Origin of the sequence: Leisingera sp. M658 (genome assembly GCF_025144145.1) — a bacterium.
GTDB lineage: Bacteria > Pseudomonadota > Alphaproteobacteria > Rhodobacterales > Rhodobacteraceae > Leisingera.
Genome location: NZ_CP083546.1, coordinates 3,107,949 through 3,130,518, shown reverse-complemented (window position 1 = coordinate 3,130,518; position 22,570 = coordinate 3,107,949). Strand labels below are relative to the sequence as shown.

The 22,570-nt window shown below is 62.9% G+C and carries 20 protein-coding genes; 8 read left to right on the top strand and 12 right to left on the bottom strand.

The genetic code is table 11. From position 1 onward, the window contains the following. Positions 1 to 99: 99 nt before the first annotated feature. The 9 genes from K3724_RS15500 to K3724_RS15460 all read right to left on the bottom strand — a co-directional run bounded on the left by K3724_RS15500 (position 100) and on the right by K3724_RS15460 (position 8,650). Positions 100 to 348 (bottom strand): EF-hand domain-containing protein, encoded by a 249-nt coding sequence (locus tag K3724_RS15500; RefSeq protein ID WP_129371822.1) that lies wholly within the window; start codon positions 346 to 348, stop codon positions 100 to 102. A gap of 402 nt (positions 349 to 750) precedes the next feature. After that, positions 751 to 1,893: a M56 family metallopeptidase gene (locus K3724_RS15495; protein ID WP_259986764.1), complete on the bottom strand. Its 1,143-nt coding sequence runs from the start codon at positions 1,891 to 1,893 to the stop codon at positions 751 to 753. Then, positions 1,883 to 2,299: a BlaI/MecI/CopY family transcriptional regulator gene (locus K3724_RS15490; RefSeq protein WP_259986763.1), complete on the bottom strand. Its 417-nt coding sequence runs from the start codon at positions 2,297 to 2,299 to the stop codon at positions 1,883 to 1,885. The genes K3724_RS15495 and K3724_RS15490 overlap by 11 nt, the downstream gene beginning before the upstream one ends. A 322-nt stretch (positions 2,300 to 2,621) precedes the next feature. Then, a complete protein-coding gene (locus tag K3724_RS15485; RefSeq protein WP_027259960.1) occupies positions 2,622 to 2,900 on the bottom strand; it encodes a DUF2160 domain-containing protein in 279 nt (92 codons plus the stop codon). Continuing rightward, the gene (locus K3724_RS15480; RefSeq protein WP_129371820.1) at positions 2,900 to 3,697 is read right to left on the bottom strand and encodes a carbohydrate ABC transporter permease; all 798 of its coding nucleotides are present in this window, start codon (positions 3,695 to 3,697) and stop codon (positions 2,900 to 2,902) included. Before K3724_RS15480 ends, K3724_RS15485 begins: the two co-directional genes overlap by 1 nt. A gap of 11 nt (positions 3,698 to 3,708) precedes the next feature. Then, a complete protein-coding gene (locus K3724_RS15475; protein ID WP_129371819.1) occupies positions 3,709 to 4,572 on the bottom strand; it encodes a carbohydrate ABC transporter permease in 864 nt (287 codons plus the stop codon). Further along, a complete protein-coding gene (locus tag K3724_RS15470; protein WP_259986762.1) occupies positions 4,572 to 5,666 on the bottom strand; it encodes an ABC transporter ATP-binding protein in 1,095 nt (364 codons plus the stop codon). Before K3724_RS15470 ends, K3724_RS15475 begins: the two co-directional genes overlap by 1 nt. A gap of 7 nt (positions 5,667 to 5,673) precedes the next feature. Continuing rightward, positions 5,674 to 6,750, bottom strand: a complete 1,077-nt coding sequence (locus K3724_RS15465) for an ABC transporter ATP-binding protein (RefSeq protein ID WP_259986761.1) — start codon at positions 6,748 to 6,750, stop codon at positions 5,674 to 5,676. A 166-nt stretch (positions 6,751 to 6,916) separates the two neighbouring features. After that, positions 6,917 to 8,650, bottom strand: coding sequence for an ABC transporter substrate-binding protein (locus K3724_RS15460; RefSeq protein ID WP_259986760.1), 1,734 nt, complete (start codon positions 8,648 to 8,650; stop codon positions 6,917 to 6,919). A gap of 277 nt (positions 8,651 to 8,927) precedes the next feature. Between K3724_RS15460 and K3724_RS15455 the strand changes: the two genes are divergently transcribed. Further along, complete coding sequence (locus tag K3724_RS15455; RefSeq protein WP_259986759.1) at positions 8,928 to 10,046, top strand: class I SAM-dependent RNA methyltransferase; 1,119 nt, start codon at positions 8,928 to 8,930, stop codon at positions 10,044 to 10,046. 71 nt (positions 10,047 to 10,117) lie between these two features. Here the strand turns inward: K3724_RS15455 and K3724_RS15450 are convergent, their stop codons facing one another. Next, positions 10,118 to 11,431 (bottom strand): hypothetical protein, encoded by a 1,314-nt coding sequence (locus tag K3724_RS15450; RefSeq protein ID WP_259986758.1) that lies wholly within the window; start codon positions 11,429 to 11,431, stop codon positions 10,118 to 10,120. A gap of 362 nt (positions 11,432 to 11,793) precedes the next feature. On the opposite strand from K3724_RS15450, the gene K3724_RS15445 reads away from it, so the two are divergent. After that, entirely contained in the window at positions 11,794 to 12,807 is a 1,014-nt protein-coding gene (locus K3724_RS15445; RefSeq protein WP_259986757.1) for a hypothetical protein, read from the top strand. A gap of 91 nt (positions 12,808 to 12,898) precedes the next feature. Further along, positions 12,899 to 13,699: a TIGR03084 family metal-binding protein gene (locus K3724_RS15440; protein ID WP_259986756.1), complete on the top strand. Its 801-nt coding sequence runs from the start codon at positions 12,899 to 12,901 to the stop codon at positions 13,697 to 13,699. A 249-nt stretch (positions 13,700 to 13,948) separates the two neighbouring features. On the opposite strand, the gene K3724_RS15435 is transcribed toward K3724_RS15440, so the two are convergent. Continuing rightward, on the bottom strand, positions 13,949 to 14,791 hold the full coding sequence (locus tag K3724_RS15435; RefSeq protein ID WP_259986755.1) for a 2-dehydro-3-deoxygalactonokinase: 843 nt from the start codon (positions 14,789 to 14,791) through the stop codon (positions 13,949 to 13,951). Positions 14,792 to 15,140: 349 nt separating this feature from the next. Between K3724_RS15435 and K3724_RS15430 the strand changes: the two genes are divergently transcribed. The 4 genes from K3724_RS15430 (at position 15,141) to K3724_RS15415 (ending at position 19,712) form a co-directional block, all read left to right on the top strand. Next, positions 15,141 to 16,157 (top strand): AraC family transcriptional regulator ligand-binding domain-containing protein, encoded by a 1,017-nt coding sequence (locus K3724_RS15430; RefSeq protein ID WP_259986754.1) that lies wholly within the window; start codon positions 15,141 to 15,143, stop codon positions 16,155 to 16,157. Positions 16,158 to 16,591: 434 nt separating this feature from the next. After that, entirely contained in the window at positions 16,592 to 17,320 is a 729-nt protein-coding gene (locus tag K3724_RS15425; RefSeq protein WP_409201422.1) for a sugar transferase, read from the top strand. A 149-nt stretch (positions 17,321 to 17,469) separates the two neighbouring features. After that, a complete protein-coding gene (locus K3724_RS15420; RefSeq protein ID WP_259986752.1) occupies positions 17,470 to 18,330 on the top strand; it encodes a CpsD/CapB family tyrosine-protein kinase in 861 nt (286 codons plus the stop codon). Between the two features lie 131 nt (positions 18,331 to 18,461). Next, positions 18,462 to 19,712 carry a DUF874 domain-containing protein gene (locus K3724_RS15415; protein ID WP_259986751.1) on the top strand — a complete coding sequence of 417 codons (1,251 nt, stop codon included), beginning with the start codon at positions 18,462 to 18,464 and terminating at the stop codon, positions 19,710 to 19,712. A gap of 2 nt (positions 19,713 to 19,714) precedes the next feature. Here the strand turns inward: K3724_RS15415 and K3724_RS15410 are convergent, their stop codons facing one another. Further along, on the bottom strand, positions 19,715 to 21,085 hold the full coding sequence (locus tag K3724_RS15410; RefSeq protein WP_259986750.1) for an oligosaccharide flippase family protein: 1,371 nt from the start codon (positions 21,083 to 21,085) through the stop codon (positions 19,715 to 19,717). Between the two features lie 235 nt (positions 21,086 to 21,320). Between K3724_RS15410 and K3724_RS15405 the strand changes: the two genes are divergently transcribed. Beyond that, positions 21,321 to 22,526 (top strand): glycosyltransferase, encoded by a 1,206-nt coding sequence (locus tag K3724_RS15405; RefSeq protein WP_259986749.1) that lies wholly within the window; start codon positions 21,321 to 21,323, stop codon positions 22,524 to 22,526. Positions 22,527 to 22,570: the final 44 nt, after the last annotated feature.

The following is a 22,570-nucleotide window of genomic DNA, read 5'->3' as shown; positions in this document are numbered from 1 at the left end:
AGGCCCCGCAGCGCGGGGCCGTGTCACCATTTAACAGTGGGGGAGACACAAAGTGGCAAGGCGGCCCGGTTTCGGGGGGAGAGCCGCCTTGCCGCGGGTTCAGCCGGCCGCTGCCAGCAGGCCGGCATCCGCCGCTGCCTTCACCTCGGCCAGGTCAGCCTCGCCATCGGCATTGGCGTCGATGGTGGCAAAGGTTTCTGCAGTCAGATCAGGAAACGCCACCTGCAGCTCTTCCAGTGAATAGGTGCCATTGCCATCCACGTCGGCCTCGGTGATGGATTCCATTGCGGCCAGCGGCGCAGCGGTCAGAACAGCAAAGGCGGCGGCGGTCAGTGCGAATTTTTTCATGTGAGACACTCCATTCGTTTGTTTGGTTCGTTACCAGCGGCCACGGTGTTCCGTGTGCCGTGGCATAGAGCTAGGCCGCCGCAGGGCCAGGTTCTATCCCCTTGAGCCATAGGCGCAATTTCCGGCGCCGGACTGCCTGAACACGCCTGTGCCTTAGGCGCTTTGTCGCCCTGGATTGTTCCTGGTCCTTTCTCCGCTCAAGCGCCGGGGCCGCTCCTGCAGAAATCTGCCTGTGCCGGCTGTGATGCCTGTTCGCGTCTTGAAATCTAAGAGCGGGGAACTGCCGTGCCCTGTCTGGGACGGGGGCGCCAAGCAACCGTGGCCGGGCACTAAATGCCGAACAGGCAGTGCATTTCTGAAATGTTGGACGGCTGTACCTGGCCGGAACCGGAAACCGGCTGCTTACTGGGCGGGGACAGCAAAACCGCCGTTCAGCGCGCTGACGGCAAGTGCAGGTGACGTGCTGCGGCTGGCCATGCGTTCCAGGTTGACGATGGTCGACAGCATGATGCGGTCATGGCTCCAGTCGCTGGGACGCTGCAGCAGCATGGCTGTGGCCAGCACCGCCCCAGCCATGGTCAGGTACACCAGGCCCCAGCCCAGCGAGTTTTGCCCCTGCGGCTGAGCGGCAGTAACCGCAATGATACGGCGTTGCAGCGAGGCGCCGCGGCGGGTTTCGCGGCGGTCGACCAGGGCCACTGCCGGGCTGCGGCGGGTAAACAGGGCCGGGCCGCGGGCGGCATGGGCGCAGGCGCGGATCAGGCACTCGCAATAAGCGCGTACCTCAAACCGGGGCCGCGCCATCAGCGCCTGATCGCAGGCAAACTCGCGCAGCAGCCGCACCTCGCGCCGCCACAGATAAAACGCCGGATTCCAGAACAGCAGCGGGCGCAGCATCTCCAGCAGGAACTCGCATTCGATATCCCGCTGGCGGAAGTGCTGCAGCTCATGCGCAACGGTCAGGCGCAGATCGCGCGGATCGCTCAGCAGAGCCGAAGGCAGCACCACATAGCGGCAAAACAGACCGCGGGTGGAATAAGCAACGCGGACTGTGTCGGAGACCATCAGCTGCACCCGGCCGATCCGTTTCCAGACAAAGGCGCAGCCCAGGTTCTGGCGCAGGCGGAAGATGGAAACGGCCACATGGGCGAGGCAGATCAGCGCTCCGGCGGCAAACGCGGCGGACAGGGCCTGGGCCCAAAACGGCTGCAGGCTGGTGAGGCCGCGCATGGCATCCTCACGCAAGCCCAGAAGCGTCTCAAACGTGCCTGCGCTCATGCTGACATTGCCCTGCAAATACTGCGAGACCAGCATGTCGGAGAAATTCGGCGGATGGGGGGTGACGAAATGCGTGAAGGCAATGATCAGCACTGGCGTCGCCGCCAGCAGCACTGTCATTCCGTTCAGCAACCGCAATTGCGGCTGGTAAGCGCGGCCAAGTTTGCTGCGCGCCAGCAGCTTGCGGGCTAAGAGCCACAACGCAGCCCCTGCCAGCAGCAGGATATTCAGGTCAAAATAGGCATTCAGCAGAGCATCAGTTGGCATTGTCCCCCAGCCTTTCCTCCAAGAGCGCCCGCATCTCCTCGAGCATCTCGTCGGTCACATCCTCATCATCGACCAGCCGCGCCACCAGGGCGGCGGGCGCGCCGTTGAAAAGCTTGCTCGAAAGGTTTTTCAGAGATGTTTTCTGATACTCTGCCTTGGGAACGACGGGGCGGTAAACCAAAGAGCGGTCCTTGCGCTCGCTGGTGAGGAAGCCCTTTTGCTCCATGATTTTCAGAACCGTGGCCACCGAGGTATAGGCGCGTTCCTGCACCTTGTTCAGCTTGGCCAGAATGTCGCGCACAGTGCCGCCGCCCATGTCCCAGACGGCGGTCATGAACTCCAGCTCCACTTCGGTCAGCAGGGAATTGTCGTGTTTCTTGCGCATTGCCTCGGCTGTCCGGCTCATTTGTTGGTTCCAGTCATGCTAGGGGAAGGGGAGGCTGGTGAAAACTATTTTTTTAGGAGACGTGCGGCGGCTGGGGCGTTTGTTGTCAAATTGTGCGCTGCCGCGCGAGTCGTCTCAGCAGGTTGCGGGGTGATGGGCCAGTCTTTCGGGCGGTGCCTGACGCATCGGTTCGAGGGTTTGGCTGAGACGGGCCTTGAAGGGCAGGTTTGGCTTCAAGGCCTGTCTCAATTTTTTTAAGTCTCGCGCGTCAAGGACAAGCCGCTGCGCGGGGCCTTCGGCCTCCTTGACCCGCAGGGGCAGTATCAGGGCTGACCCGCAGGTGTCAGACCTTCCAGAAGCAGAAGACGCCCCAGGCGATTGCCAGACCCAAGGGCCACCAAAGCGGCATTCCCACCAGTCCCAGCCAGGCCAGGAAGATATAGGAGGTGCCCAGGAGGCTGATGAACAGCCGGTCGCCGCGGGTGGTGGTGAGGCCAAGCACACCCTTGCGGGCCGCGCCGCCGGGGTGGCGGATTTCCACCGCGATCAGCACGCCGATGGCGCTGAAGATGCCGATGAACAGCAGGGCTGTGGGCCAGGTCCAGGCCATCCATGAAAACATTACACCCTCCCCATCGCGAAGCCCTTCGCGATGTAGTTGCGGACAAACCAGATCACGATGGCGCCCGGAATGATTGTCAGAGTTCCCGCAGCCGCCAAGAGGCCCAGTTCATAGCCCGCAGAGGACGCGGTTTTGGTCATGGTGGCGGCAATCGGTTTTGCGGCGACGGCGGTCAGGGTTTTGGCCAAGAGCAGCTCCACCCAGGAGAACATGAAGCAGAAGAATGCCGCCACACCCACGCCAGCCTTGATCGATGGGATGAAGATCGTCGCAAAGAAGCGCGGGAAGGAATAGCCGTCGACGAAGGCGGTCTCGTCCAATTCCTTGGGGATGCCGCCCATGAAGCCTTCAAGGATCCAGACCGCCAGCGGGATGTTGAACAGGCAGTGTGCCAGCGCCACCGCCAGATGGGTGTCGAACAGTTCAACGGCGGAGTAGAGCTGGAAGAACGGCAGGGCAAACACCGCCGCCGGTGCCATCCGGTTGGTCAAAAGCCAGAAGAACAGCTGCTTGTCGCCCAGGAACCGGTAGCGGCTGAAGGCATAAGCCGCAGGCAGCGCCACCGCGATCGAGATACCTGTGTTGATCGTGACGTACAGGATCGAGTTGATATAGCCCCAGTACCAGCTGGGATCGGTGAAGATGGTCGCGTAATTCTCCAGCGTGAAGGTCTGCGGGAACAGCGAGAAGCCCGACAGGATTTCGTTGGTGGTCTTGAAGCTCATTGCCACCAGCCAATAGATTGGCAGCATGAGGAACAGGATATAGATAATGGGGACGATGGATCGTTTCTGCATGTTCCCCTCCTTTAGTTCAGATCGTCCTTGGTCATCAGCGTATAGAACAGCCAGGAGACCAGGAGCGTGATTGCGAAATAGATGAGCGACATGGCGGCTGCAGGACCAAGGTCGAACTGGCCAAGCGCGATTTTCACCAGGTCGATGGACAGCAGCGTGGTGGAATTGCCGGGGCCGCCGCCAGTGAGCACAAACGGCTCGGTGTAGATGTTGAAGCTGTCCATGAAGCGCAACAGGATGGCGATGGTCAGCACCGTCTTCATCTTCGGCAGCTGGATGAACCGGAACACCGCCCAGTTGGAGGCGCCGTCGATCTTGGCCGCCTGGTAATAGGCGTCGGGGATCGAGACCAGGCCCGCGTAGGACAGCAGCACCACCAGCGAGGTCCAATGCCAGACATCCATGGTGACAATGGTGACCCAGGCCGCGATGGGGTCCTGTGTCATGTCATAGTTGATGCCCAGCGTGTGGTTCAGGAAATACCCCAGCAGGCCGATGTCGGGCAAAGTGAAGATGTTCCACATCGCGCCAACCACGTTCCACGGGATCAGCATCGGCAGCGCCATCAGCACCAGGCACACCGGCACCCAGAAGCCGCTGCGCGGCATCGACAGAGCAATGGCGATGCCCAGCGGCACTTCGATGATCAGGATTAGGAAGGTGAACATGAACTGGCGGCCAAGCGCTGCATGGAAGCGGTCCGACCGCAGGATCTGCTGGAACCAGTCCAGCCCCTGCCAGAAGAACACGTTGTCGCCAAAGGTTTCCTGCACCGAATAGTTGACCACCGTCATCATCGGAATAAGCGCGTTGAAGGCGACCAGCAGCAGCACCGGCAGCACAAAGAACCAGGCTTTCTGGTTTTCGGTTTTCATCAGGCTGCTCCTTGTTCGTCTGCAGCGGGGGAGGTGGCAAGCCAGCCATCCACGTAAAGCCGGGTCATGTCCTGACGGAAGGCGAGGTGCACGGCGCTGCCCTTGGCCGGGGCGTTGGCTTCGACAACGGCATTGACGCGCTGGCCGCCGGCCTCGCATTCCACCACCGTATGGCGGCCTACGTCGGAAACCTTGGTGACCGTGGCGGGCAGGCCGTGGTCTGCCAGCGCGACAAATTCCGGACGGATGCCGATTTCTGTCTTGCCGTTCGCAGCGCCCTGAACGGGGCCTTCCAGCGCAACGGCCTTGCCGGCAAACATCGCAGCGCCATTTTGCAGCTCGCAGGGCAGGATGTTCATCCCCGGCGAGCCAATGAAGTGACCCACGAATGTATGGGCGGGGCGTTCGAACAGCTCGACGGGGGTGCCGATCTGCACCACCTCGCCCAGCTGCATCACCACCACCTGATCGGCGAATGTCAGCGCCTCGGTCTGGTCGTGGGTGACGTAGATCATCGTCGCCTTCACCCGCTGGTGCAGCTCTTTCAGCTTGGAGCGCAGCTTCCACTTCAGATGCGGGTCGATCACGGTGAGCGGTTCGTCGAACATCACCACGTTCACGTCCTCGCGCACCAGGCCCCGGCCCATCGAAATCTTCTGCTTGTTGTCGGGCGACAGGCCCGCGGCCTTTTGCTCCAGCATCTCGGTGACTTCCAGCATTTCGGCAATTGCCATCACCCGCTGGTGCACGGTGGCCTCATCCCGGCCGCGGTTGCGCAGCGGGAAGGCCAGATTGTCGTAGACCGTCATGGTGTCGTAGATCACCGGGAACTGGAACACCTGCGCGATGTTGCGCTGGTCCGGGGGCAGGGCTGTCACGTCGTTGCCGTCAAACAGGATCTGGCCCTCGGAGGGCACCAGCAGGCCCGAGATGATGTTGAGCAAGGTGGATTTGCCGCAGCCCGACGGACCCAGCAACGCATAGGCGCCGCCATCGTTCCAATCCAGATCAATTTCCTTCAGCGCATAGTCCGAGTCGGACTTTGGCGTTGAAAGATAGCTGTGGCGCAGTTTTGAGAGTGTTATTTTAGCCATTGATGCCTCACGCCGCGCGGCTGCCGTCAGGGGCAAAGTAGTAAGCCTGCGCGGGGTCCATGTAAAAATCGTGCAACTCACCCACGCGGTAGGGATGAACGCCGTGGGCCAGTGAGACCCAGCTGCCTGTGTCCGATCCGGTGCCCATGTCGAAATGGGCCGAGCTTTCAGAGCCGGACAGCTCGGTTACCTGAACTTGGCCCGACAGCTGCACCTGGGCGCCGTTTTTCGCCACAGGCAGCACGTGATGCGGGCGGATCGCGATGGTGTAGGTGCCATCGCTGAGGTTCGCTGCATCGCCGTTCAGCTGCCAGGTGACGCCTGCACCAAGGCGGGCCATGCTGCCCTGCTTGATGATCTCGGCGGTGTTGATCGGCGGGTCCGAGAACACCCGCGCCGCATCGACATTGCCGGGGTTGCGGTAGATCTCGGCGGTGGGGCCGAACTGGGTGACGCGGCCGTCGCGCATCAGTGCGGTCTTGCCCCCCAATAGCAGCGCCTCTTCGGGTTCCGAGGTCGCATAGACCACCACCGCACCGCGGCCTGCAAACAGCTCGGGCAGCTGGTCGCGCAGCTCCTCGCGCAGTTTGTAGTCGAGGTTGGCCAGCGGCTCATCCAGGAACACCGCGCGGCTTTCCTTGGCAATCGCACGGGCCAGCGCGCAGCGCTGCTGCTGGCCGCCCGACAGCTCATGCGGGCGGCGGTGCAGCATCGGCTTCAGCTGCAGAATGTCTGCGGCTTCCTCAACCCGGCCGGCAACTTCCGACTTGGCCATACCGGCCACTTTCAGCGGCGAGGCGATGTTCTCATACACCGTCATATGCGGGTAGTTGATGAAGAACTGATGCACCAGGCTGATGTTGCGTTTCTGGGTGCTGAGACGGCTGACATCCTCGCCGTCCATTATCACCTGCCCGCTGGCCATCGGGTCGAGGCCCGCCATCAGTTTGATCAGTGAGGTCTTACCGGAGCCGGTGGCGCCGAGGAGAACGTTAAAATGACCGGGTTCCAGCACCAGCGAGGTGTCCTTGATGTGCTGAATGGCGCCGACGCGCTTGGTCACACCCTTAAGTTCGAGTGCCATCTTGCTTTGACTTTCTGGCAGGCGGCCTGTTTGCGCCCAGGTGCAAATGGGGGCAGGGGCGCGCAGTCTTTTGGGGAAGAAGGCCCCGAAGACGGGAAAGTGTCTCCGGGGCCTGGGTTCAGCCCGGCCGGGCGATGGGGAGCCTGGCCGGACCGGGAGGAGAGGCTTACTCAGTCGCCCAACGGGCCACCAGCTCGTCATAGTTGACGGTCTGGCCTGCGGGTTTCTCGTTCTCCAGCGGCGGCTTGGCGCCGCCATTGGCGTACCACCACTCTGCGTCTTTCTCTTCGTTCAGGCGCGGGCCGCAGCCACCATAGACGCTGGCCTGCTCGTCCGCACGCTGCATCCGGGCCATGGTGATGTCCATTTCCTCGGCCAGACGGTTCATCGCTTCCTGCGGGGTGAAGGCGCCAGAGTTGACGTCACCGATCTGCTGCCACCAGATCTGGGCCAGCTTCGGATAGTCAGGCACGTTCACGCCGGTCGGCGACCATGCCACACGGTCGGGCGAGCGGTAGAACTCGACCAGGCCGCCCAGTTTCGGTGCACGCTCGGTGAAGCTTTCGTGGTTGATCGAACTATCGCGGATGAAGGTCAGACCCACATGCGATTTCTTCACGTCCACGGTCTTCGACACTACGAACTGGGCATAAAGCCAGGCCGCCTGCGCGCGATCCACCGGGGTGGACTTCAGGAAGGTCCAGGACCCCACGTCCTGATAACCGACCTTCTGGCCTTCTTCCCAATAGGGGCCATGCGGGCTCGGCGCCATCCGCCACAGCGGTGTGCCGCTCTCGTCAACGGTGTTGTTGCCTTCGGACTGCGGTTTCACCATGTCGGCGGTGAATGCGGTGTACCAGAAGATCTGCTGCGCCACGTTGCCCTGTGCCAGTGCCGGCAGCGACTGGTAGAAGTCATAAGACGCGGCACCGGGAGGGGCGTATTTGCGCAGCCATTCGTCCCATTTGCGGATCGCATAGACCGCTGCCGGTCCGTTGGCAGCACCGCCGCGGCTGACGCTGGCGCCCTGCGGGTTGCAGGTGCCGGCTTCCATGCGGATGCCCCATTCGTCGATCGGCACGCCGTTCGGCTCACCCTTGGAACCGGCACCGGCCATTGACAGCCAGGCATCGGTCATCCGCCAGCCAAGGTCAGGCGCGCGCTTGCCGTAATCCATGTGGCCATAAATCGCGGTGCCGTCGATTTCCTTCACCTGCGTGCTGAAGAACTCGGCGATGTCCTCATAGGCGGACCAATTGACCGGCACACCCAGGTCATAGCCGTATTTTTCCTTGAACGCGGCCTGCAGGTCTTCGCGGTCGAACCAGTCTTTGCGGAACCAGTAAAGGTTCGCAAACTGCTGGTCGGGCATCTGGTACAGGTCGCCATCCGGGCCGGTGGTGAACTGGGTGCCCATGAAGTCATCCAGGTCCAGATCCGGGTTGGTCACGTCCTTGAAGTCGCCTGCCATCATGTCGGTCAGGTTATAGGCCAGCTGCAGACGCGAGTGGGTGCCGATCAGGTCGGAGTCATTGACATAGGCGTCATAGAGATTCCGCTTGGTCTGCATCTGGGTCTGCACCGCCTGAACCACTTCGCCCTCGCCGAGGATCTGGTGGTTCACCTTGATGCCGGTGATTTCCTCAAAGGCTTTGGTCAGCACTTCGGATTCGTAGGAATGCGTCGGGATGCCTTCCGACAGCACGTTGATTTCCATGCCGCTGAACGGCTGGGCTGCCTGAATGAACCACTGCATCTCAGACAGCTGTTCATCCTTGGTCAGCACCGATGGCTGGAATTCTTCATCAATCCATTTTTTGGCCGCCATTTCGTCGGCATAGCCATTTGATCCGGCAACCATCGCGCAAACGGCGGCTGCGGACAAAAGATACTTACGCATCTTTTCCTCCCTGAAAGTCGCTTAAGGCCAGTTGTGCGTGATCTGCACCTGACTGCTATAGAGCTTTCATAGGTTGGAATATCTTGTCAAACTAATTTTTTAGTAATGCGTATGCATCTGTTTTTATTTGAAATTTACAACTCCATCCGGTCGGGGGAGGTGAGGGGTTGGAATGCCGCATTGCAGCATCAACGGTTGTGACGCCACGGTACTTTCCGCTTATGCGGTTGCGGAAAAAACAGTCGCCGTGCGCAGGCTTTGCGGCTAAGGAGGCGGCATGACGCAAGAAAGCACATTTGAGATCTTCCTGACCGCAGCGCCGGGACTGGAACAGGCGCTGCTGGCCGAGGCCAAGGAGCTGGGATTTGCCGCACCCAAGGCGGTTCCCGGCGGGGTTACAGTGCAAGGGGATTGGCCCGAGGTCTGGCGCGCCAACCTGTCGGTGCGCGGCGCCGCGCGGGTGCTGGCGCGGATCGGTGAATTTCGTGCCTTTCACTTGGCCCAGCTCGACAAACGGTCGCGCAAATTTCCTTGGGGCGACGTGCTGCGCCCGGATGTGCCGGTCAAGGTTGAGGTCGCGACCAACAAAAAGTCCAAGATCTACCACGCCGGCGCCGCCGCCCAGCGGGTGGAAAAGGCCATCGCGGAAACCCTTGGTGCGCCAGTGACCAAGGACGCGGAACTGACGGTGAAGCTGCGGATCGAGGACAACCTCTGCGTCTTCAGCGTCGATACCTCGGGCGAGGGCCTGCACAAGCGCGGCCACAAATCCGCTGTCGGCAAGGCGCCGATGCGCGAAAACCTTGCGGCGATGTTCCTGCGTGAATGCGGCTATGACGGGGCCGAGCCGGTGGTGGACCCGATGTGCGGCTCCGGCACCTTTGTGATCGAGGCGGCAGAGATCGCCAAGGGCCTGTTGCCCGGCCGCAGCCGCAGCTTTGCCTTTGAAAAACTGGCCACATTTGATGCCGAGGCCTGGGCCGCGCTGAAACAGCAAGGTGAGGCCCGCGAAACAGATCTGCTGTTCCACGGCTCCGACCGCAACGAAGGCGCGGTTGAGATGGCCGCGGCCAATGCGGACCGCGCCAGCGTGGCGGATTGCACCCGTTTTGCCCAAGCCGTAGTCAGTGATCTGCAGCGCCCCGGCGGCCCGCCCGGCCTGGTCATCGTCAACCCGCCTTATGGCGCGCGGATCGGCAACAAAAAGCTGCTGTTTGCGCTGTACGGCGCCTTGGGGCAGGTGCTGAAGGAGCGGTTCTCCGGCTGGCGCGTCGGCATTGTCACCTCGGAAACCGGGCTGGCCAAGGCTGCAAACCTGCCGTTCCTGCCCTTTGGCGCTCCTGTGGCGCATGGCGGCTTGAAAATCCGCCTGTTCAAGACGGATCCGCTGCCCTGACATTGTTTTATACGTCAAGAGGGCGCTCTGCTGCGCCCTCCTGCTGGATGTGTGGAATAGGTCAGGCCGGCTCAGGCGATCTCATATAGATCTTCGGCACCGCCCTCGGTTCCGCTGCCAGGCATGGTGCCGCCAACCGGTTGGTTCATCAGTGCCATGATATCCTCGGTGCCGGGTTCGCTGCTGCCCTGGAACTGGTCGGCCAGATTGGCATCATACCAATTGCTCAGCCCGTCACCGGTCACCCCTCCATTGGCATAAGATGCACCGCTGCTGGCCGCAGCTGCCGGATCATAGCCGCCCTCCAGAACTTGCTGCGAGCCGTCCGGGTTGCTGACCACCAGCGACATGCTGCTAAGGTCGATATCGTCCAGCGTCAGCCCGGCATCGGACCACAGGGTGAAGTTGGCATTGGTGACGGTGCCATCGGTGCTGTCCGGCGCCTGGCCGAATTGCACCATGCCGTCAAAATTGCCGGGCACGGTGGTGCCGGTGTCCAGCGCATTGACGGCGTTGGCACTGGCCGCGTGGCCGGTGACCGGCAGCGCATTTTCATCCGGAAAGAAATTCAGGCCGTCGACGCTGGAGTCTTCCGCCATGTTGAAGAACAGCCCGTCGATATCGGCAACCTCGCCATCCCAGGACGTTGGCTCCATCTTGATGAACAGCTGCCCTTGCGGAGTCTGCAGCACCTCGACCGAGACACTGGGGTCGCCATTGCCGCCGATCTCAAACGTGACCGAGGTTTTGCCGGAATCGCCGCCGCCATTGCCGCCGCCATCTCCGGTGCCCTTGGTCCCGCCTGTTGCCTTGGTCCCGCCAGTCCCATTGGTGCCGCCCGTACCCGAACCGCCCGTACCCGAACCGCCTGTGCCCTTGGTGCCGGTGCCGCACCCATGCGTGCCGCCGGATCCACCGGAACCTCCGGTGCCGCCCGATCCTCCGCTTCCATTGCTGTTCCAATCGTCTTCTTCGCGGTGCCACCAGTGTTTCGTGCCGTGATGGCCCTTGCCGCCCCAGCCCTTGGATCCACCACAGCCTTTTGTGCCGCCCGATCCTTTTGTACCGCCCGATCCTTTTGTGCCACCGGACCCATTGGAGCCGCCAGCCCCATAGGAGCCGCCAGATCCCTTTGTGCCGCCGGACCCTTTCGTGCCGCTGGACCCCTTGGTGCCTCCGGTTCCGTCCGGGTCCTTGTCTTGCCACCAGGTTTTGCTGCCCTTGCCCTTCCAGCCATAGCGGTCAGACAGGGTGCTGTCGTACCAGCGGCCGAAATGCCCGCCTTGCACGCCGCCGTTGTAATAGCTGTTGCCGCCGCAAGCCTGCTTGCCGCCCCAGGACGCATTCCCGCGCCCCCAGCCATATGAAAAATGTCCCCGGCCCATGTTTTTCTACCCCCAGAAAAATCTTGAATCACAGTGGCGCTGCAGCTTTCCGCCAGCCGCAAACGCGCATTGAACGAGAGTAGGAAAACGGGCCGGAAGGGCCAAACTTCCACCGCATTTTAGTCAATATTTCAACGAAGGAGGCCGGGGGCGGAAACAAATGGCCTGATGGGGGCGCCATTGTTTTATTTCCACCTCCAATTGACCCGTGCACCCCGGTTGCTGCCGTCCGAATCAGCCAGTGGAGAACGGGAATTGCCCAAATCTGTCCCGAAAAGCGCCGCCTTTTGTCGCCAGGGTGTTAACTCACAAAAGGGAATCCGCACCGGTTACGGGCGGCAGGCTGGGATAGGGTGCCAGGAATGGCTGATGGCAGATTTGACGAACGCTCAGCATATATTGCGGGGGCGGCCTGGGAGGTTCTGGGCGAAGAGCCGCGGGAAATCTCGGCGCCGGGGGGGAAGTCGCGGTCCTCCTTGCGGCTGCATTTCAAGGATCGCACCGTGATCGCCACCCTGCGCGCCAACTTCCGCCGCACCCATCTGGAGGCTTTCGTGCTTGAGCAGCTGGCGCCCCATTGCGATGACATTCCGCAGGTGTTGGGCGTTCACAACGATGTGCTGTTTCAATCAGACACCGGTCAGGTCCGGCTCAGCGAAGAGATTATCGAACATGCGCCGGGCGACCAGCTGGAACTGGCGGCAGAGGCCTGCGCCGCAATCTTCCGCATCCAGGCAGCCGCCCGCAAAACCGAACTGCACAGCGTCCTGCCGCATCTTGGCGCCAACCGCAGCTGGATCCGCAATTTTGTCAGCTCAGCCGGCGCACTGGAAGCCTATTCCATGGGCATCCCCGCTTCATTCGACTATCCGGCAGTCGCCGAATTCATGGAGCAGCCCGGAGTTCAGTTTCTGAAATGGGATTGCCGTGCAGGCAATGCCGCGATCGGGGACGACGGGTTTGTGCGCTGGTTTGATTTCGAATATGCGGGCCTGCGCCACGGGGCCGAGGATTTCGCCTGGCTGATCGGCGATGAGACCTGGCCCATCGCTCCCGATCAAATGGCCGATGTGATGATTGAGACTTTTGACCCTGGCTGCGGCCATGAGATCGGCGCATACCTTGAGTATCTCTCGGCCTATACCGCCTTGCATTGCATCCAGCGGCTGGAGCTGATCCAGAAAGAGGTCAAGAGCCGCGGCTGGCTTAGCCAGGAGCGGGTGCGCAAGTATGATGACGCCGGGGTGCACCCGGAGTTTGCCGCGCAGCTGTGCCGCACCGGTGCCTACTATGCCGCGCAGTCCAAGCTGACCGCACCGCTCTGCCGCAACTTCGAGGCTGCCGGGCGCGCGTTCCAGTCAATATCCGGGGTCTGAACGCCTTTCTTCCGTTTGTGACGTGCGGTCCAGGGTTCTGGCCTGATGGCCTGGCCGCTAGTCTGCGGCCGGACACAACCGGGGAACAGATATGCAGCAGGCCGAAGATTTCCGTGCCGAAAGCCGCGCCTTGGCGGCCATTCTGGAGGATCTGCCAGAGGCGGAGTTCCACCGTGCGACCCAGTTCAAGGGTTGGACCATTGATCACGTGCTGGGGCATCTGCATCTATTCAACGCCGCGGCAGAAGCAGCGTTGCAAGGAGATGAGGCATTTGCCGCCTTCATCGCCCCGGTGCTGCGGCACATGCAGGCGGGCAAACCCATCCTGGACTGTCAATTTCCCTGGTTGAACGGCCTGTCAGGCCGGGCACTGTATGAAGCTTGGCGGCTCGGGGCGGAGTCCTGCGCCGATGCCTTTGCCAAGGCGGATCCAAAACAGCGGTTGAAATGGATCGGACCGGACATGAGCGCGCTCAGTTCGGTCACTGCCCGGCAGATGGAGACCTGGGCGCATGGCCAGGAAGTGTTCGATCTTTTAGGGCTGGAGCGGCAAGAGCAGGACCGCATCCGCAACATCGCGCATCTGGGCGTGGCGACCTACGGCTGGAGTTTCCGCAACCGCGGGCTGGCGGTGCCGGAGCCTGCGCCGTATGTGCAGCTGACCGGGCCGTCCGGAGCAGTCTGGGACTGGAACGCGCCGCAGGACAGGGAATTTATCAAAGGCTCGGCGGTGGAATTTGCCCAGGTGGTCACGCAGGTGCGCAGCATTGCAGACAGCGGGCTGCAGCTGTCAGGTGAAACTGCCGTCAGCTGGATGAACATCGCCCAGTGTTTTGCAGGCCCGCCGGAAACTCCGCCCGGCAAGGGAATTCGTTACAAGACAGAAACTTGAAATGTCCCGGCATCCGCGGAGCGCTCCCGCCCGGCTTCGGCCTTCCTGACGGAAAGCCTGTGCCCGTTGGGCGTGGCGCCGCACTTTGTGCGGCGCCACGCCCAAGGCTGCCAAGGGGCCCCGGCACAGCCGGGACACCTGCAGGCGCGGGAGCACTTCGGATGACCTTGAAACACCTTGGTTTGCGGCCCTTATGATGCGGTCCCGCTGGCGGACTGCCAGGGCAGCGAAGGCTGGCAGGCGGTACACCTAACCTGGCCAGGCGCCGATCAGCCCTTGCAGCGTCATGCGGCCAGGATCCGCCAAGGTGACCGGCAGTGCTTGCGCGTCCAATGCCGCGGCATAGAAAGCCTGCAGAGACGGGTCGGCGATCAAGGCCAGGTTCTGGCCCAGCCAGTAAGGCCGGGCAGCCGCCAGTTCGGCGCCCAGAAAATAACCCCAGATCTGCGCCCGCGCAGCTTCAGCGGGCAGCTGTCCCAACGCCGCAGCCGCCTGAACCGAAGCCAGCCGCGCTGCCAGCTGCTCGGGTTTGGCAATGCCGTCTGCCACCGCCTCTGCTAATACTGCCTTGTCCCAGGCGCCTGCCGCCTCCAGTGCCATGCCCTGTATCGCAACCTGTGCCAGCTGGGCGGTCAAAGCACTTTGAAAACTGACAGCTTCCCGGGCGCTGATCTGCACCCAATGGGTCACCATGCCCGGCAGGCAGATCACCCCGTCCCAATCCGGGTTCAGCCGCAAGAAGCCGCTGACCGCAGCCGCAGCGCCCTGCATCAACCCGCAGGGTGCGGCCTGGCTCAGCCCTGGCAGCGCGTGAACCGGCATACCGTCCAACACTGTTTTTGCCACCGGCAGCCCGGCCGGCCGCACCGGAACCGGATGCGGCGGCGCCAGGGCAGTGCCGCCCAGCAGCACCGGACGCGGCGCGCCGCCCAGCACCTGCCGCAACGCTGCCGCCAGCGCGGGCGGACGGCTGTCCTGCAGGTGCAGCACTTGGGCCGGCCCCGCTGTGCTGCCGGCCATTTCCCAGGCTGAAAGCGTGTCTCCGTCCAGATTTGCGGCCAGCCAGCCGGTGCCGTTGCGGGGAGGCTGCATGATGCCCTCACTTCCTTTGCCATTGCGTTACCGGGCTTATGGCGCTGATTCTCTGCTCCGGCAAGCGGGCGCTCCGCCCGACGGTATAGGGCTGAATACCCGTATGGCGAAGGTACTGTCCGAACGTATGCGCGTCATGGGCTAACGCGCGCAGGATTTGTGCAAAAGACAGCCTATCCAGCTCTGCGCCCGGTCCCCAAAATCCATTAGAGTTCAGGCACCGGCGGCCCTTCGCCCGCCGGTCCCGCCAGGGACGGCGGCGCGGAATACGGGAACCGGCAGCCCGGTGGCTTGTGCCGCGCCGGAACAAGGCGGCGAACGCGTAACAGTGACAGGAGGTACTGCAAATATGCCCGGCACTCCGGCACCGCATAATGCGATTTTTGCCCAGTTGGCCGCGCGCCATCTTCTGGCCCGTGACTATACACCTGCGGCAGTATTTGCGGGAACCGGTTTCGGCCAGGCGCTGCTGAGTAAGGAAGACCCCGCAGCACCGTTTGCGGCAATCGCGGGCTTCTTTGAACGTGCGGCGGAACTGACCGGCGACCCGTTGTTCGGCTTCCGTCTCGGCTGTGCAACGGATTTGCGGCAGGCTGGGCTATTGGGCTACATCGCGCGGAGTTCGCCGACTGCAGGCTGTTTTTTGCGTAACATCGCGCGTTACGCCGGCGTCATGAGCGAGGTCTGGGAATTGGAGACCTCCCGGCTTGCTTCGCACGGCGAGTTCACCTGGACGTGCAGAGCGGAGCCCGGTTTGCACGCGCATCAGTACATTGAATTTCTGGCAGCGGTGTTCTTTGCCGCCCTTCGTGACGGAACTGAATCCCGGATTGAACCGCAAAAGGCAGCCTTCAGCCATCAGCGCAGCGGCGGAAAGGATGAAGTCTCGGCATTCTACGGCTGCCCGGTGGAGTTCGGCGCTCCGGCTAGCCGGTTTGTCTTCAGGCCTGAAGATCTGGAGCTGCCGCTGGCCGGCGCCGACGGTGTTCTGCTGCGCGTGCTGCGGTCTTATGGAGATCAGCTTCTGGCGGGTCAGGCTCGGGGCCGCAAAAATACAGGTCTTGCAGCACAGGTCGAAGACGCGGTTTCTGCGCGGCTGTCCAGCGGCTCGGCCACGCTTGGCACTGTGGCGGCGGACCTGGGGATGAGCCCGCGGACCCTGTCGCGCAAACTGGCGCAAACGGGAACCAGCTACTTCACCATTCTTGAAGAACTGCGCAAGGCGCTGGCAATTCGCTATCTGCGCGAAAGCGGCCTGGCCCTGGCCGAAATCGCCTTTCTCCTGGGTTACTCCGGGCTGAATAGTTTCAGCGATGCGTTCCGGCGCTGGACAGGCCAAAGCCCGGGGCAGTTCCGGGGTAAATAAACCGGCCCGTGGCGCCGCAGATCCCCGCAGCCCGAACAGGCATAGCGCTCCCGCGTGAACAATGGCTTGGAAGAAGTGCGAATTGTCTCCGGGCAATCTCTATTCAAATGGGGTTTCCGGGTTTTTCCGGCCTTTTTTCACATTTTGTGCGGAATTTCTAAAATTTGCTTTAAATAAGACGGGCTGCAGAAAAGTGCAGCGCTGAACTGCCGCCGGGGAATTGGGCGGTTTCCAAAATAGATGCGGGCGCGTGGGGGCGTGGCCGGTTCTGAATCTGAAAATCAGTAATGGCATTTCGCTGTCAAAGATTTGCGGAATGCGGGGTTGAGTTTGAACGGCCGTCTATTGAGGCGGCGGTCCAGCAGGATTTAAGGCTGGAGAGCGGGGGTTTTCGAATGAAAGACATGGTTCCCGGAGGGGCGGGGCTGTCTTTTATGCGGGCTGAAATCGAACGGCAGCGGCCAGCAATGGCCGCGCAACAGATGCAAGCAGCCAACATAAATGCGGCTTTGAAGGGCATCGCTCAGGCGCGACGGTCCAGGCAGGGGGCAGGCGGTGCGTATGCCGCGGCAGGCAAGCGGGGGCTGGATCTGCTGCTGGTGATTCTAAGCCTGCCGCTGGTACTGCCGCTGATTGCGCTGTGTGCGGCAGCGCTTTGGCTGGAGGGTGGCCGGCCGTTTTACACCCAGGCCCGTCTGGGCCGCGGCGGGCAGGTCTTCCGCATCTTGAAGCTGCGCACCATGGTGCGCGATGCAGACCACCTGCTGCAGTATTATCTTGAGACCGACCCGGCGCTGCGCCAGGAATGGGATGACACCCAAAAGCTGAAGAACGATCCGCGTATCACAGAGGTTGGCCGCTTTCTGCGTGCGACCTCGCTGGATGAGCTGCCGCAGCTGTGGAACGTGGCGGTTGGCGATATGAGCCTGGTCGGCCCGCGCCCGATGATGCCGGAACAGCTGCCGCTGTATGGTGATGCCGGCGCTTATAACGAACTGCGTCCGGGTATCACCGGCATCTGGCAGGTTTCGGTCCGCAATGAAGCCGGCTTTGCCAGCCGTATGCACGCGGATTTCGAATACCGGCGCAGCCTGTCGCTGGGCCGGGATCTGGGGCTGATCTGGCGGACCGCAGGCGTGGTGCTGAAAGGGACTGGATATTAACTATTGTCTGATCCGCTGCAGACCCGGCCCGAGTGCCCGCTGCAGCCCGGTCAGCCATTGCGGGGAACGCGGTTGTGAAGCATTTTGCACGATCAGGGGCATGTGCTGCCAGTCCGGCAGGTAGCCCGCAGGAGGGGGAACAGAACGGCATGAGCGAGCAGGGCTTCAAACGGTTCCGCCGCCGCGGCGCTCCGGCGGACACCATGCCTTTTGCCGCTGACGAAGGCGGCCGCCAGCCTTCACTGGCGCCTCTCGCGGCCACTGTCTCTGCTGCTGCGGCGTCTGCGCAATTGCCTGCGACCCTGCCAGACCCCTGGGACAGGATCCGCCAGGTGCCATTTGACGCCGCAGCACAGGCACAGGCGCGGCTTCCTCTGGTCAGCCGGTTCCGCGCAGATCCTGCGGCCAAGTCGTTTGACCTGCTGCGCACCCGGCTGTTGCACACGCTGAAGGCCCGCGGCTGGAAACGGGTTGCCCTGACGGCGCCCGCCGCCGGCTGCGGCGCCACCTTTACGGCTGTGAACCTGGCGCTGAGCCTGGCACGGGTGCCGGACAGCCGCACGGTGCTGATGGATATGAACTTCCGCCGCCCCAGTACCGCGCAGGCCTTGGGAATGACAGCACCTGGGCAACTGGCGGGCTTTTTGTCCGGCCGCGTTCAAATGGAGGATCAGCTGCTGCGCCCGCTGCCCTCGCTGGCAGTCGGGCTGAACAGCGCCGCGGATCAGGATGCCGCCGAAATCCTGCATGGCCGCAGCTGTGCCGGGGTGCTGGAGGACATGATGCTGCGGTTGGGCGCCGATACCGTTCTGTTCGACCTGCCGCCGGTGCTGGAGCATGACGACACCGCCGCCTTCCTGCCGCAGGTGGACGGGGTGCTGCTGATTGCAGATGGCACCAGCACCACCGCCGCCCAGCTAGCGGCTTGCGAGAAGATGCTGGCGGGCCATACGCAAATGCTGGGTGTGGTTTTGAACCGGGCACGCAAGGCGGACAGCCCGCTGAACTGACGGCCACGCAGCCGGGGGTCATAGTTTTGCCCGGTTGCTGTGGTCAAAATACGGGCTACGGCGGCCGGCGGGCTGCCTGAAAACATGGATGGCAACCGGCTGGCGAATACCAGCTGCAAGAGAGCAGACAGATGGGGCCGATATACTCGCTTGGCGATTTCCTGGATATGGTGCGGCGCAGGCTGTTCACCATCGCTTGCGTCTTTGTCCTCGGATGTTTGCTGTCGCTCTGGTTTGCCGCCCGGCAGCAGCATGAATTTGAAACCGCCGAGGTGCTGCAGGTCACCCAGCCGCAGATCGCCGGTGAACTGGCGAAATCAACGGTCGAAGGCTCCTCTGCCCGGCGGATGCAGCTGATTGAACAACGTCTGATGGCGCGCGGCACGGTGCTGGAAATCATCGAAAAATTCGGCCTTTACGCGGACATGACCGCACTGACCCCCTTGCAGAAGGTGGCGCTGCTGCGGGACTCGGTCCGCATCACCGGCGTCGCCGCCGCCCGTGAAGGCTTTGCCGATGACGGCACTATTTCGGTGCTGACCATCACCGCCCGGATGCCAACCGCCGTGCAGGCGCAGCAGGTCGCCAGCGAGTTCGGCCGCCGCACTATCGAACTCAGCGTCGCCACCCGCATTGACCAGGCCCGCGAGACCCTCAGCTTCTTTGCCGAAAAGGAGGCCGCACTGGCGGATCAGGTTGCGGCCCTGGAAGACGAAATCGCGGCTTACCGGAACGAAAACGACGTGACCTTGCCCGGCACCATCGAATTCCGCCGCGCCGAAATCGCCACGATGAACGAGGGGCTGCTGGAGATCGCCCGTGAACGCATCGAAATCCGCCGCGCCGCCGATCAGGCCCAGGCCACGGAACGCCCGGCCACGGCCCGCCGGTTGCTGGCAGAGGCGGACCAGCAACTGGCCACGCTGGACGCCCAGGAGCAGCTCTTGTCCCAGCGCAAGACCGGGCTTGAGGCCTCCTTGCAGACCACGCCCGAGGTTGAACGCCGGCTGGGCGCTTATGACCGCCGCCTGGAGCAGGCGCAGGGAGAATTGTCGCAAATGACCGCCCGCCGCAACGAGGCCGAGGTCGGCTTTCGCCTGGAAACCGGCCGTCAGGCCGAGCGGCTGACAGTGATCGAACCCGCACCGCTGCCGGACTTTCCTGTAACCGGCGCCCGCAAGACCAAGGCGCTTTTGGGCGCCGCGGCTAGTGTTATCGCGGCGCTTCTGGCGGCCTTCCTGCAAGAGCTGCGCCACCCGGTTTTGCGCACTGCCGCGCAGATGGAGCGGGAAACCGGCCTGTTGCCAGTGGTCTCAATCCCGGTAATGGACGCCCGGCGGCCCCAACGCGGGCTGTCCAGACTGTTCAGGCGCGGGGCCTGAGGTCAGGAAAAGCTCATCGCGGCTGCCATGGCCGTTACAGCATCCCAGTGCCAGAGCAGGGCCGCACCCCCGGCCGCAAGGGTCAGCAGCCCATAGCCCGCATCATGCAGCGGATCCCAGACATGATGCCTGCGCGCCAGCTGCACCAGCAACGGATAGGCCGCCAGCATCGCCAGCCCCAGCGCCGCAATGCCGCCCGCCAGTCCGAACCAGGCCACCCCGCCCAGGAACATGCCCGTTTGCAAGCAGGCCCGCACAGCCGAGAACACAAAGAACCCGCGGCTGTCGCCTGCTGCCAAGGCTGCCTGATCATAGGTCATGGTGATCACTGCAGGCGCCAGCGCCAGGGCAATCAGCACGATCATCGGCCCCGCTTGCAGGTACCGGTCATCATACAGGAACTGCACCAGCCAGGGGCCGGCCCAGGCCATCGCAATCAGTATCGTCAGGATCCCCGCCGTCAGCCCCATGCGCAGCTGCCGCTGCCGCCGCAGATTCACCGCCCCTTCCTGTGCGGGTTTGCCGCGGTAAACCGGGATCATCAGCCGCTGGTTCACCGCATGGCCCAGCAGCATCGGAAAACTCGCCAGGAAATAGCCGATGTTGTAGATGCCCAGCACCTCCAGCGGGACAAACTTGCCCAGGATCGCCCGGTCGCCTTGCGAGGTCAGAAACCAGAAGGCGGTCGACAGGAAAATCCACTTGCCGAAATGAATGAGCTCGCCCGCTGCGGCCCGTTCCCAGCGGAACCGGTTTGCAGCACCGGGCAGGCCGTAGTGGCACAGCAGCAGCTTGGCCGCCGCCTGGATCACCCCGCCCAGCACCAGCGCGATCACCGACTGGGTGGCCAATGCCAGCGCAATCATCGCCGCCAGCCCGAAGACCTGGCCCGCCAGATCCAGCACCGTGACCCGCCCTGCCAGCAGATGCCGGTGCGCGGTCTCGATCCTTGTCGGGTTGAATCCGGCAATCGCCAATCCGGCGCCGGCAATGGGCAGATAGATCAGCAGCTCCGGCGCCCCATAAAACTGCGCGGCAGGCCAGGCCAGCAGCACCGTCAATGCCCACAGGCCAAAACCGCGGATCACCTGAATGGTCCAGGCCGTATCCAAGAATTCCGGATCATCGCCGCGCGGGCTCTGGGCAATTGATGGCCCGATGCCAACGTCTGAAAACAGCGACAACCCCACTGTCACCACCGAGACCAGCGCCATCAGGCCAAAGGCCTCGGGAAACAGGAGGCGGGTCAGGATCAGGTTTGAGGCCAGCCGCAAGGCCTGGCTGCCACCATATCCGATCATCAGCCAGGAGGCTGAGCGCAGCACCCGCGCCATCATCCCCTGACCGGTAAAGAGCGAAGCAACCCGCTGCATATCCGCGCCAATCCCCAAACGTCCGGTTCCGCAGGCTAGGCGGCAGGGCAGGGGGCGTCAATCACAGGGCCGCTTGCAACAGGAATGCGGGATTGAGGGGCGGAAATACTTTAACAATCATCGCCCCTGCAGCCCATTCTCCACATCTGTGCGACAAGCGCAACAGGACGCTGGGCAAGCCGTGCAACCGCCGTTAACCTGCCGCAGACCCAAGATTTGCACGGAACCAGCCGCGTTGAAAATTGCCTATGTCCTGAACACTTACCCCCAGCCCTCGCACAGTTTCATCCGGCGTGAGCTGCAGGCGCTGGAACATCAGGGCGTAGAGATCCTGCGCTTGGCAATGCGCCCCTCGGCTGCGGCTTTGGCGGATCCGAAGGATCAGGCTGAGGCAGCCCGTACCAGCTACGTGCTGCAGGCCGGCGCCGGGCGCCTGCTTGCTGCCCTCGCCAGGGAGGCCGCAGCCCCCGCCCGCTTTGCACAAGCGCTGCGGTTGGCGGCGAAATTGGCCCGCGCATCGGACAAGGGCCTCCTGCGGTACCTGATCTACCTGGGTGAGGCTGCCTATGTGAAACAGCGCTGCGCCGCGGCAGGCGTGCAGCATATGCATGCGCATTTCGGCACCAACGCTGCCGCTGTGGCGATGCTGGCCCATGTGCTGGGCGGGCCGGGCTACAGTTTCACCGTGCACGGGCCGGAAGAGTTCGACGCACCGCAAGCGCTGTCGCTGGGTGAGAAGATCAACCGTGCGGCTTTTACTGTGGCTGTCAGCAGTTTTGGCAAAAGCCAGCTGAGCCGCTGGGCCGCTTTCGGCAAGTGGGACAGTCTCAAAGTGGTGCATTGCGGGATTGAGCCGGAACGGTTTGCCGATCCTGCGCCGTTGCCGCAGGGGCCGCTGCGGCTGGTGGCGATCGGGCGGTTTGTGGAGCAGAAAGGCCAGATGGTTCTGGTGAAAGCCATGGCACGGCTGGTGCAGGAAATCCCGGATTTGCACCTGTCGCTGGTTGGTGACGGCGGTATGCGGCCTGCGCTGGAGGCCGCAATTGCAGCGCATGGTTTGCAGGGCAGCGTCACCCTGACCGGCTGGCTTGCCGAAACCGAGGTGCAGGCAGAGCTGGCAAACTCCCATGCGCTGGTGATGCCATCATTTGCCGAAGGCCTGCCGATGGTGGTGATGGAGGCAATGGCCGCCGCGCGCCCGGTGATCGCGACCTATATCGCAGGCACGCCCGAACTGGTGGTGGCAGGACAAACGGGCTGGCTGCTGCCGGCCGGGGATGAGGGCGCCCTGGCACAGGCCGTCCTCACCCTTGCACAGACCCCGCACCAGCAGCTGACCGACATGGGTCAGGCGGGCCGCAGGCGCGTACTGAAACGTCATGACAGTGCCGCAGAGGCCGCTAAACTCGCCGCCCATTTCCGCAAGGCCATCGCCGGGTAAAACCGGCGCACTCCCGCCCGGCGCCGCCGCATCTGCAGATGCAC

Excerpts from the sequence above, each read along its gene's own strand:
- K3724_RS15500 (WP_129371822.1), bottom strand. The coding sequence starts at position 348 with ATGAAAAAATTCGCACTGACCGCCGCCGCCTTTGCTGTTCTGACCGCT.
- K3724_RS15495 (WP_259986764.1), bottom strand. The coding sequence starts at position 1,893 with ATGCCAACTGATGCTCTGCTGAATGCCTATTTTGACCTGAATATCCTG.
- K3724_RS15490 (WP_259986763.1), bottom strand. The coding sequence starts at position 2,299 with ATGAGCCGGACAGCCGAGGCAATGCGCAAGAAACACGACAATTCCCTG.
- K3724_RS15485 (WP_027259960.1), bottom strand. The coding sequence starts at position 2,900 with ATGTTTTCATGGATGGCCTGGACCTGGCCCACAGCCCTGCTGTTCATC.
- K3724_RS15480 (WP_129371820.1), bottom strand. The coding sequence starts at position 3,697 with ATGCAGAAACGATCCATCGTCCCCATTATCTATATCCTGTTCCTCATG.
- K3724_RS15475 (WP_129371819.1), bottom strand. The coding sequence starts at position 4,572 with ATGAAAACCGAAAACCAGAAAGCCTGGTTCTTTGTGCTGCCGGTGCTG.
- K3724_RS15470 (WP_259986762.1), bottom strand. The coding sequence starts at position 5,666 with ATGGCTAAAATAACACTCTCAAAACTGCGCCACAGCTATCTTTCAACG.
- K3724_RS15465 (WP_259986761.1), bottom strand. The coding sequence starts at position 6,750 with ATGGCACTCGAACTTAAGGGTGTGACCAAGCGCGTCGGCGCCATTCAG.
- K3724_RS15460 (WP_259986760.1), bottom strand. The coding sequence starts at position 8,650 with ATGCGTAAGTATCTTTTGTCCGCAGCCGCCGTTTGCGCGATGGTTGCC.
- K3724_RS15455 (WP_259986759.1), top strand. The coding sequence starts at position 8,928 with ATGACGCAAGAAAGCACATTTGAGATCTTCCTGACCGCAGCGCCGGGA.
- K3724_RS15450 (WP_259986758.1), bottom strand. The coding sequence starts at position 11,431 with ATGGGCCGGGGACATTTTTCATATGGCTGGGGGCGCGGGAATGCGTCC.
- K3724_RS15445 (WP_259986757.1), top strand. The coding sequence starts at position 11,794 with ATGGCTGATGGCAGATTTGACGAACGCTCAGCATATATTGCGGGGGCG.
- K3724_RS15440 (WP_259986756.1), top strand. The coding sequence starts at position 12,899 with ATGCAGCAGGCCGAAGATTTCCGTGCCGAAAGCCGCGCCTTGGCGGCC.
- K3724_RS15435 (WP_259986755.1), bottom strand. The coding sequence starts at position 14,791 with ATGCAGCCTCCCCGCAACGGCACCGGCTGGCTGGCCGCAAATCTGGAC.
- K3724_RS15430 (WP_259986754.1), top strand. The coding sequence starts at position 15,141 with ATGCCCGGCACTCCGGCACCGCATAATGCGATTTTTGCCCAGTTGGCC.
- K3724_RS15425 (WP_409201422.1), top strand. The coding sequence starts at position 16,592 with ATGCGGGCTGAAATCGAACGGCAGCGGCCAGCAATGGCCGCGCAACAG.
- K3724_RS15420 (WP_259986752.1), top strand. The coding sequence starts at position 17,470 with ATGAGCGAGCAGGGCTTCAAACGGTTCCGCCGCCGCGGCGCTCCGGCG.
- K3724_RS15415 (WP_259986751.1), top strand. The coding sequence starts at position 18,462 with ATGGGGCCGATATACTCGCTTGGCGATTTCCTGGATATGGTGCGGCGC.
- K3724_RS15410 (WP_259986750.1), bottom strand. The coding sequence starts at position 21,085 with ATGCAGCGGGTTGCTTCGCTCTTTACCGGTCAGGGGATGATGGCGCGG.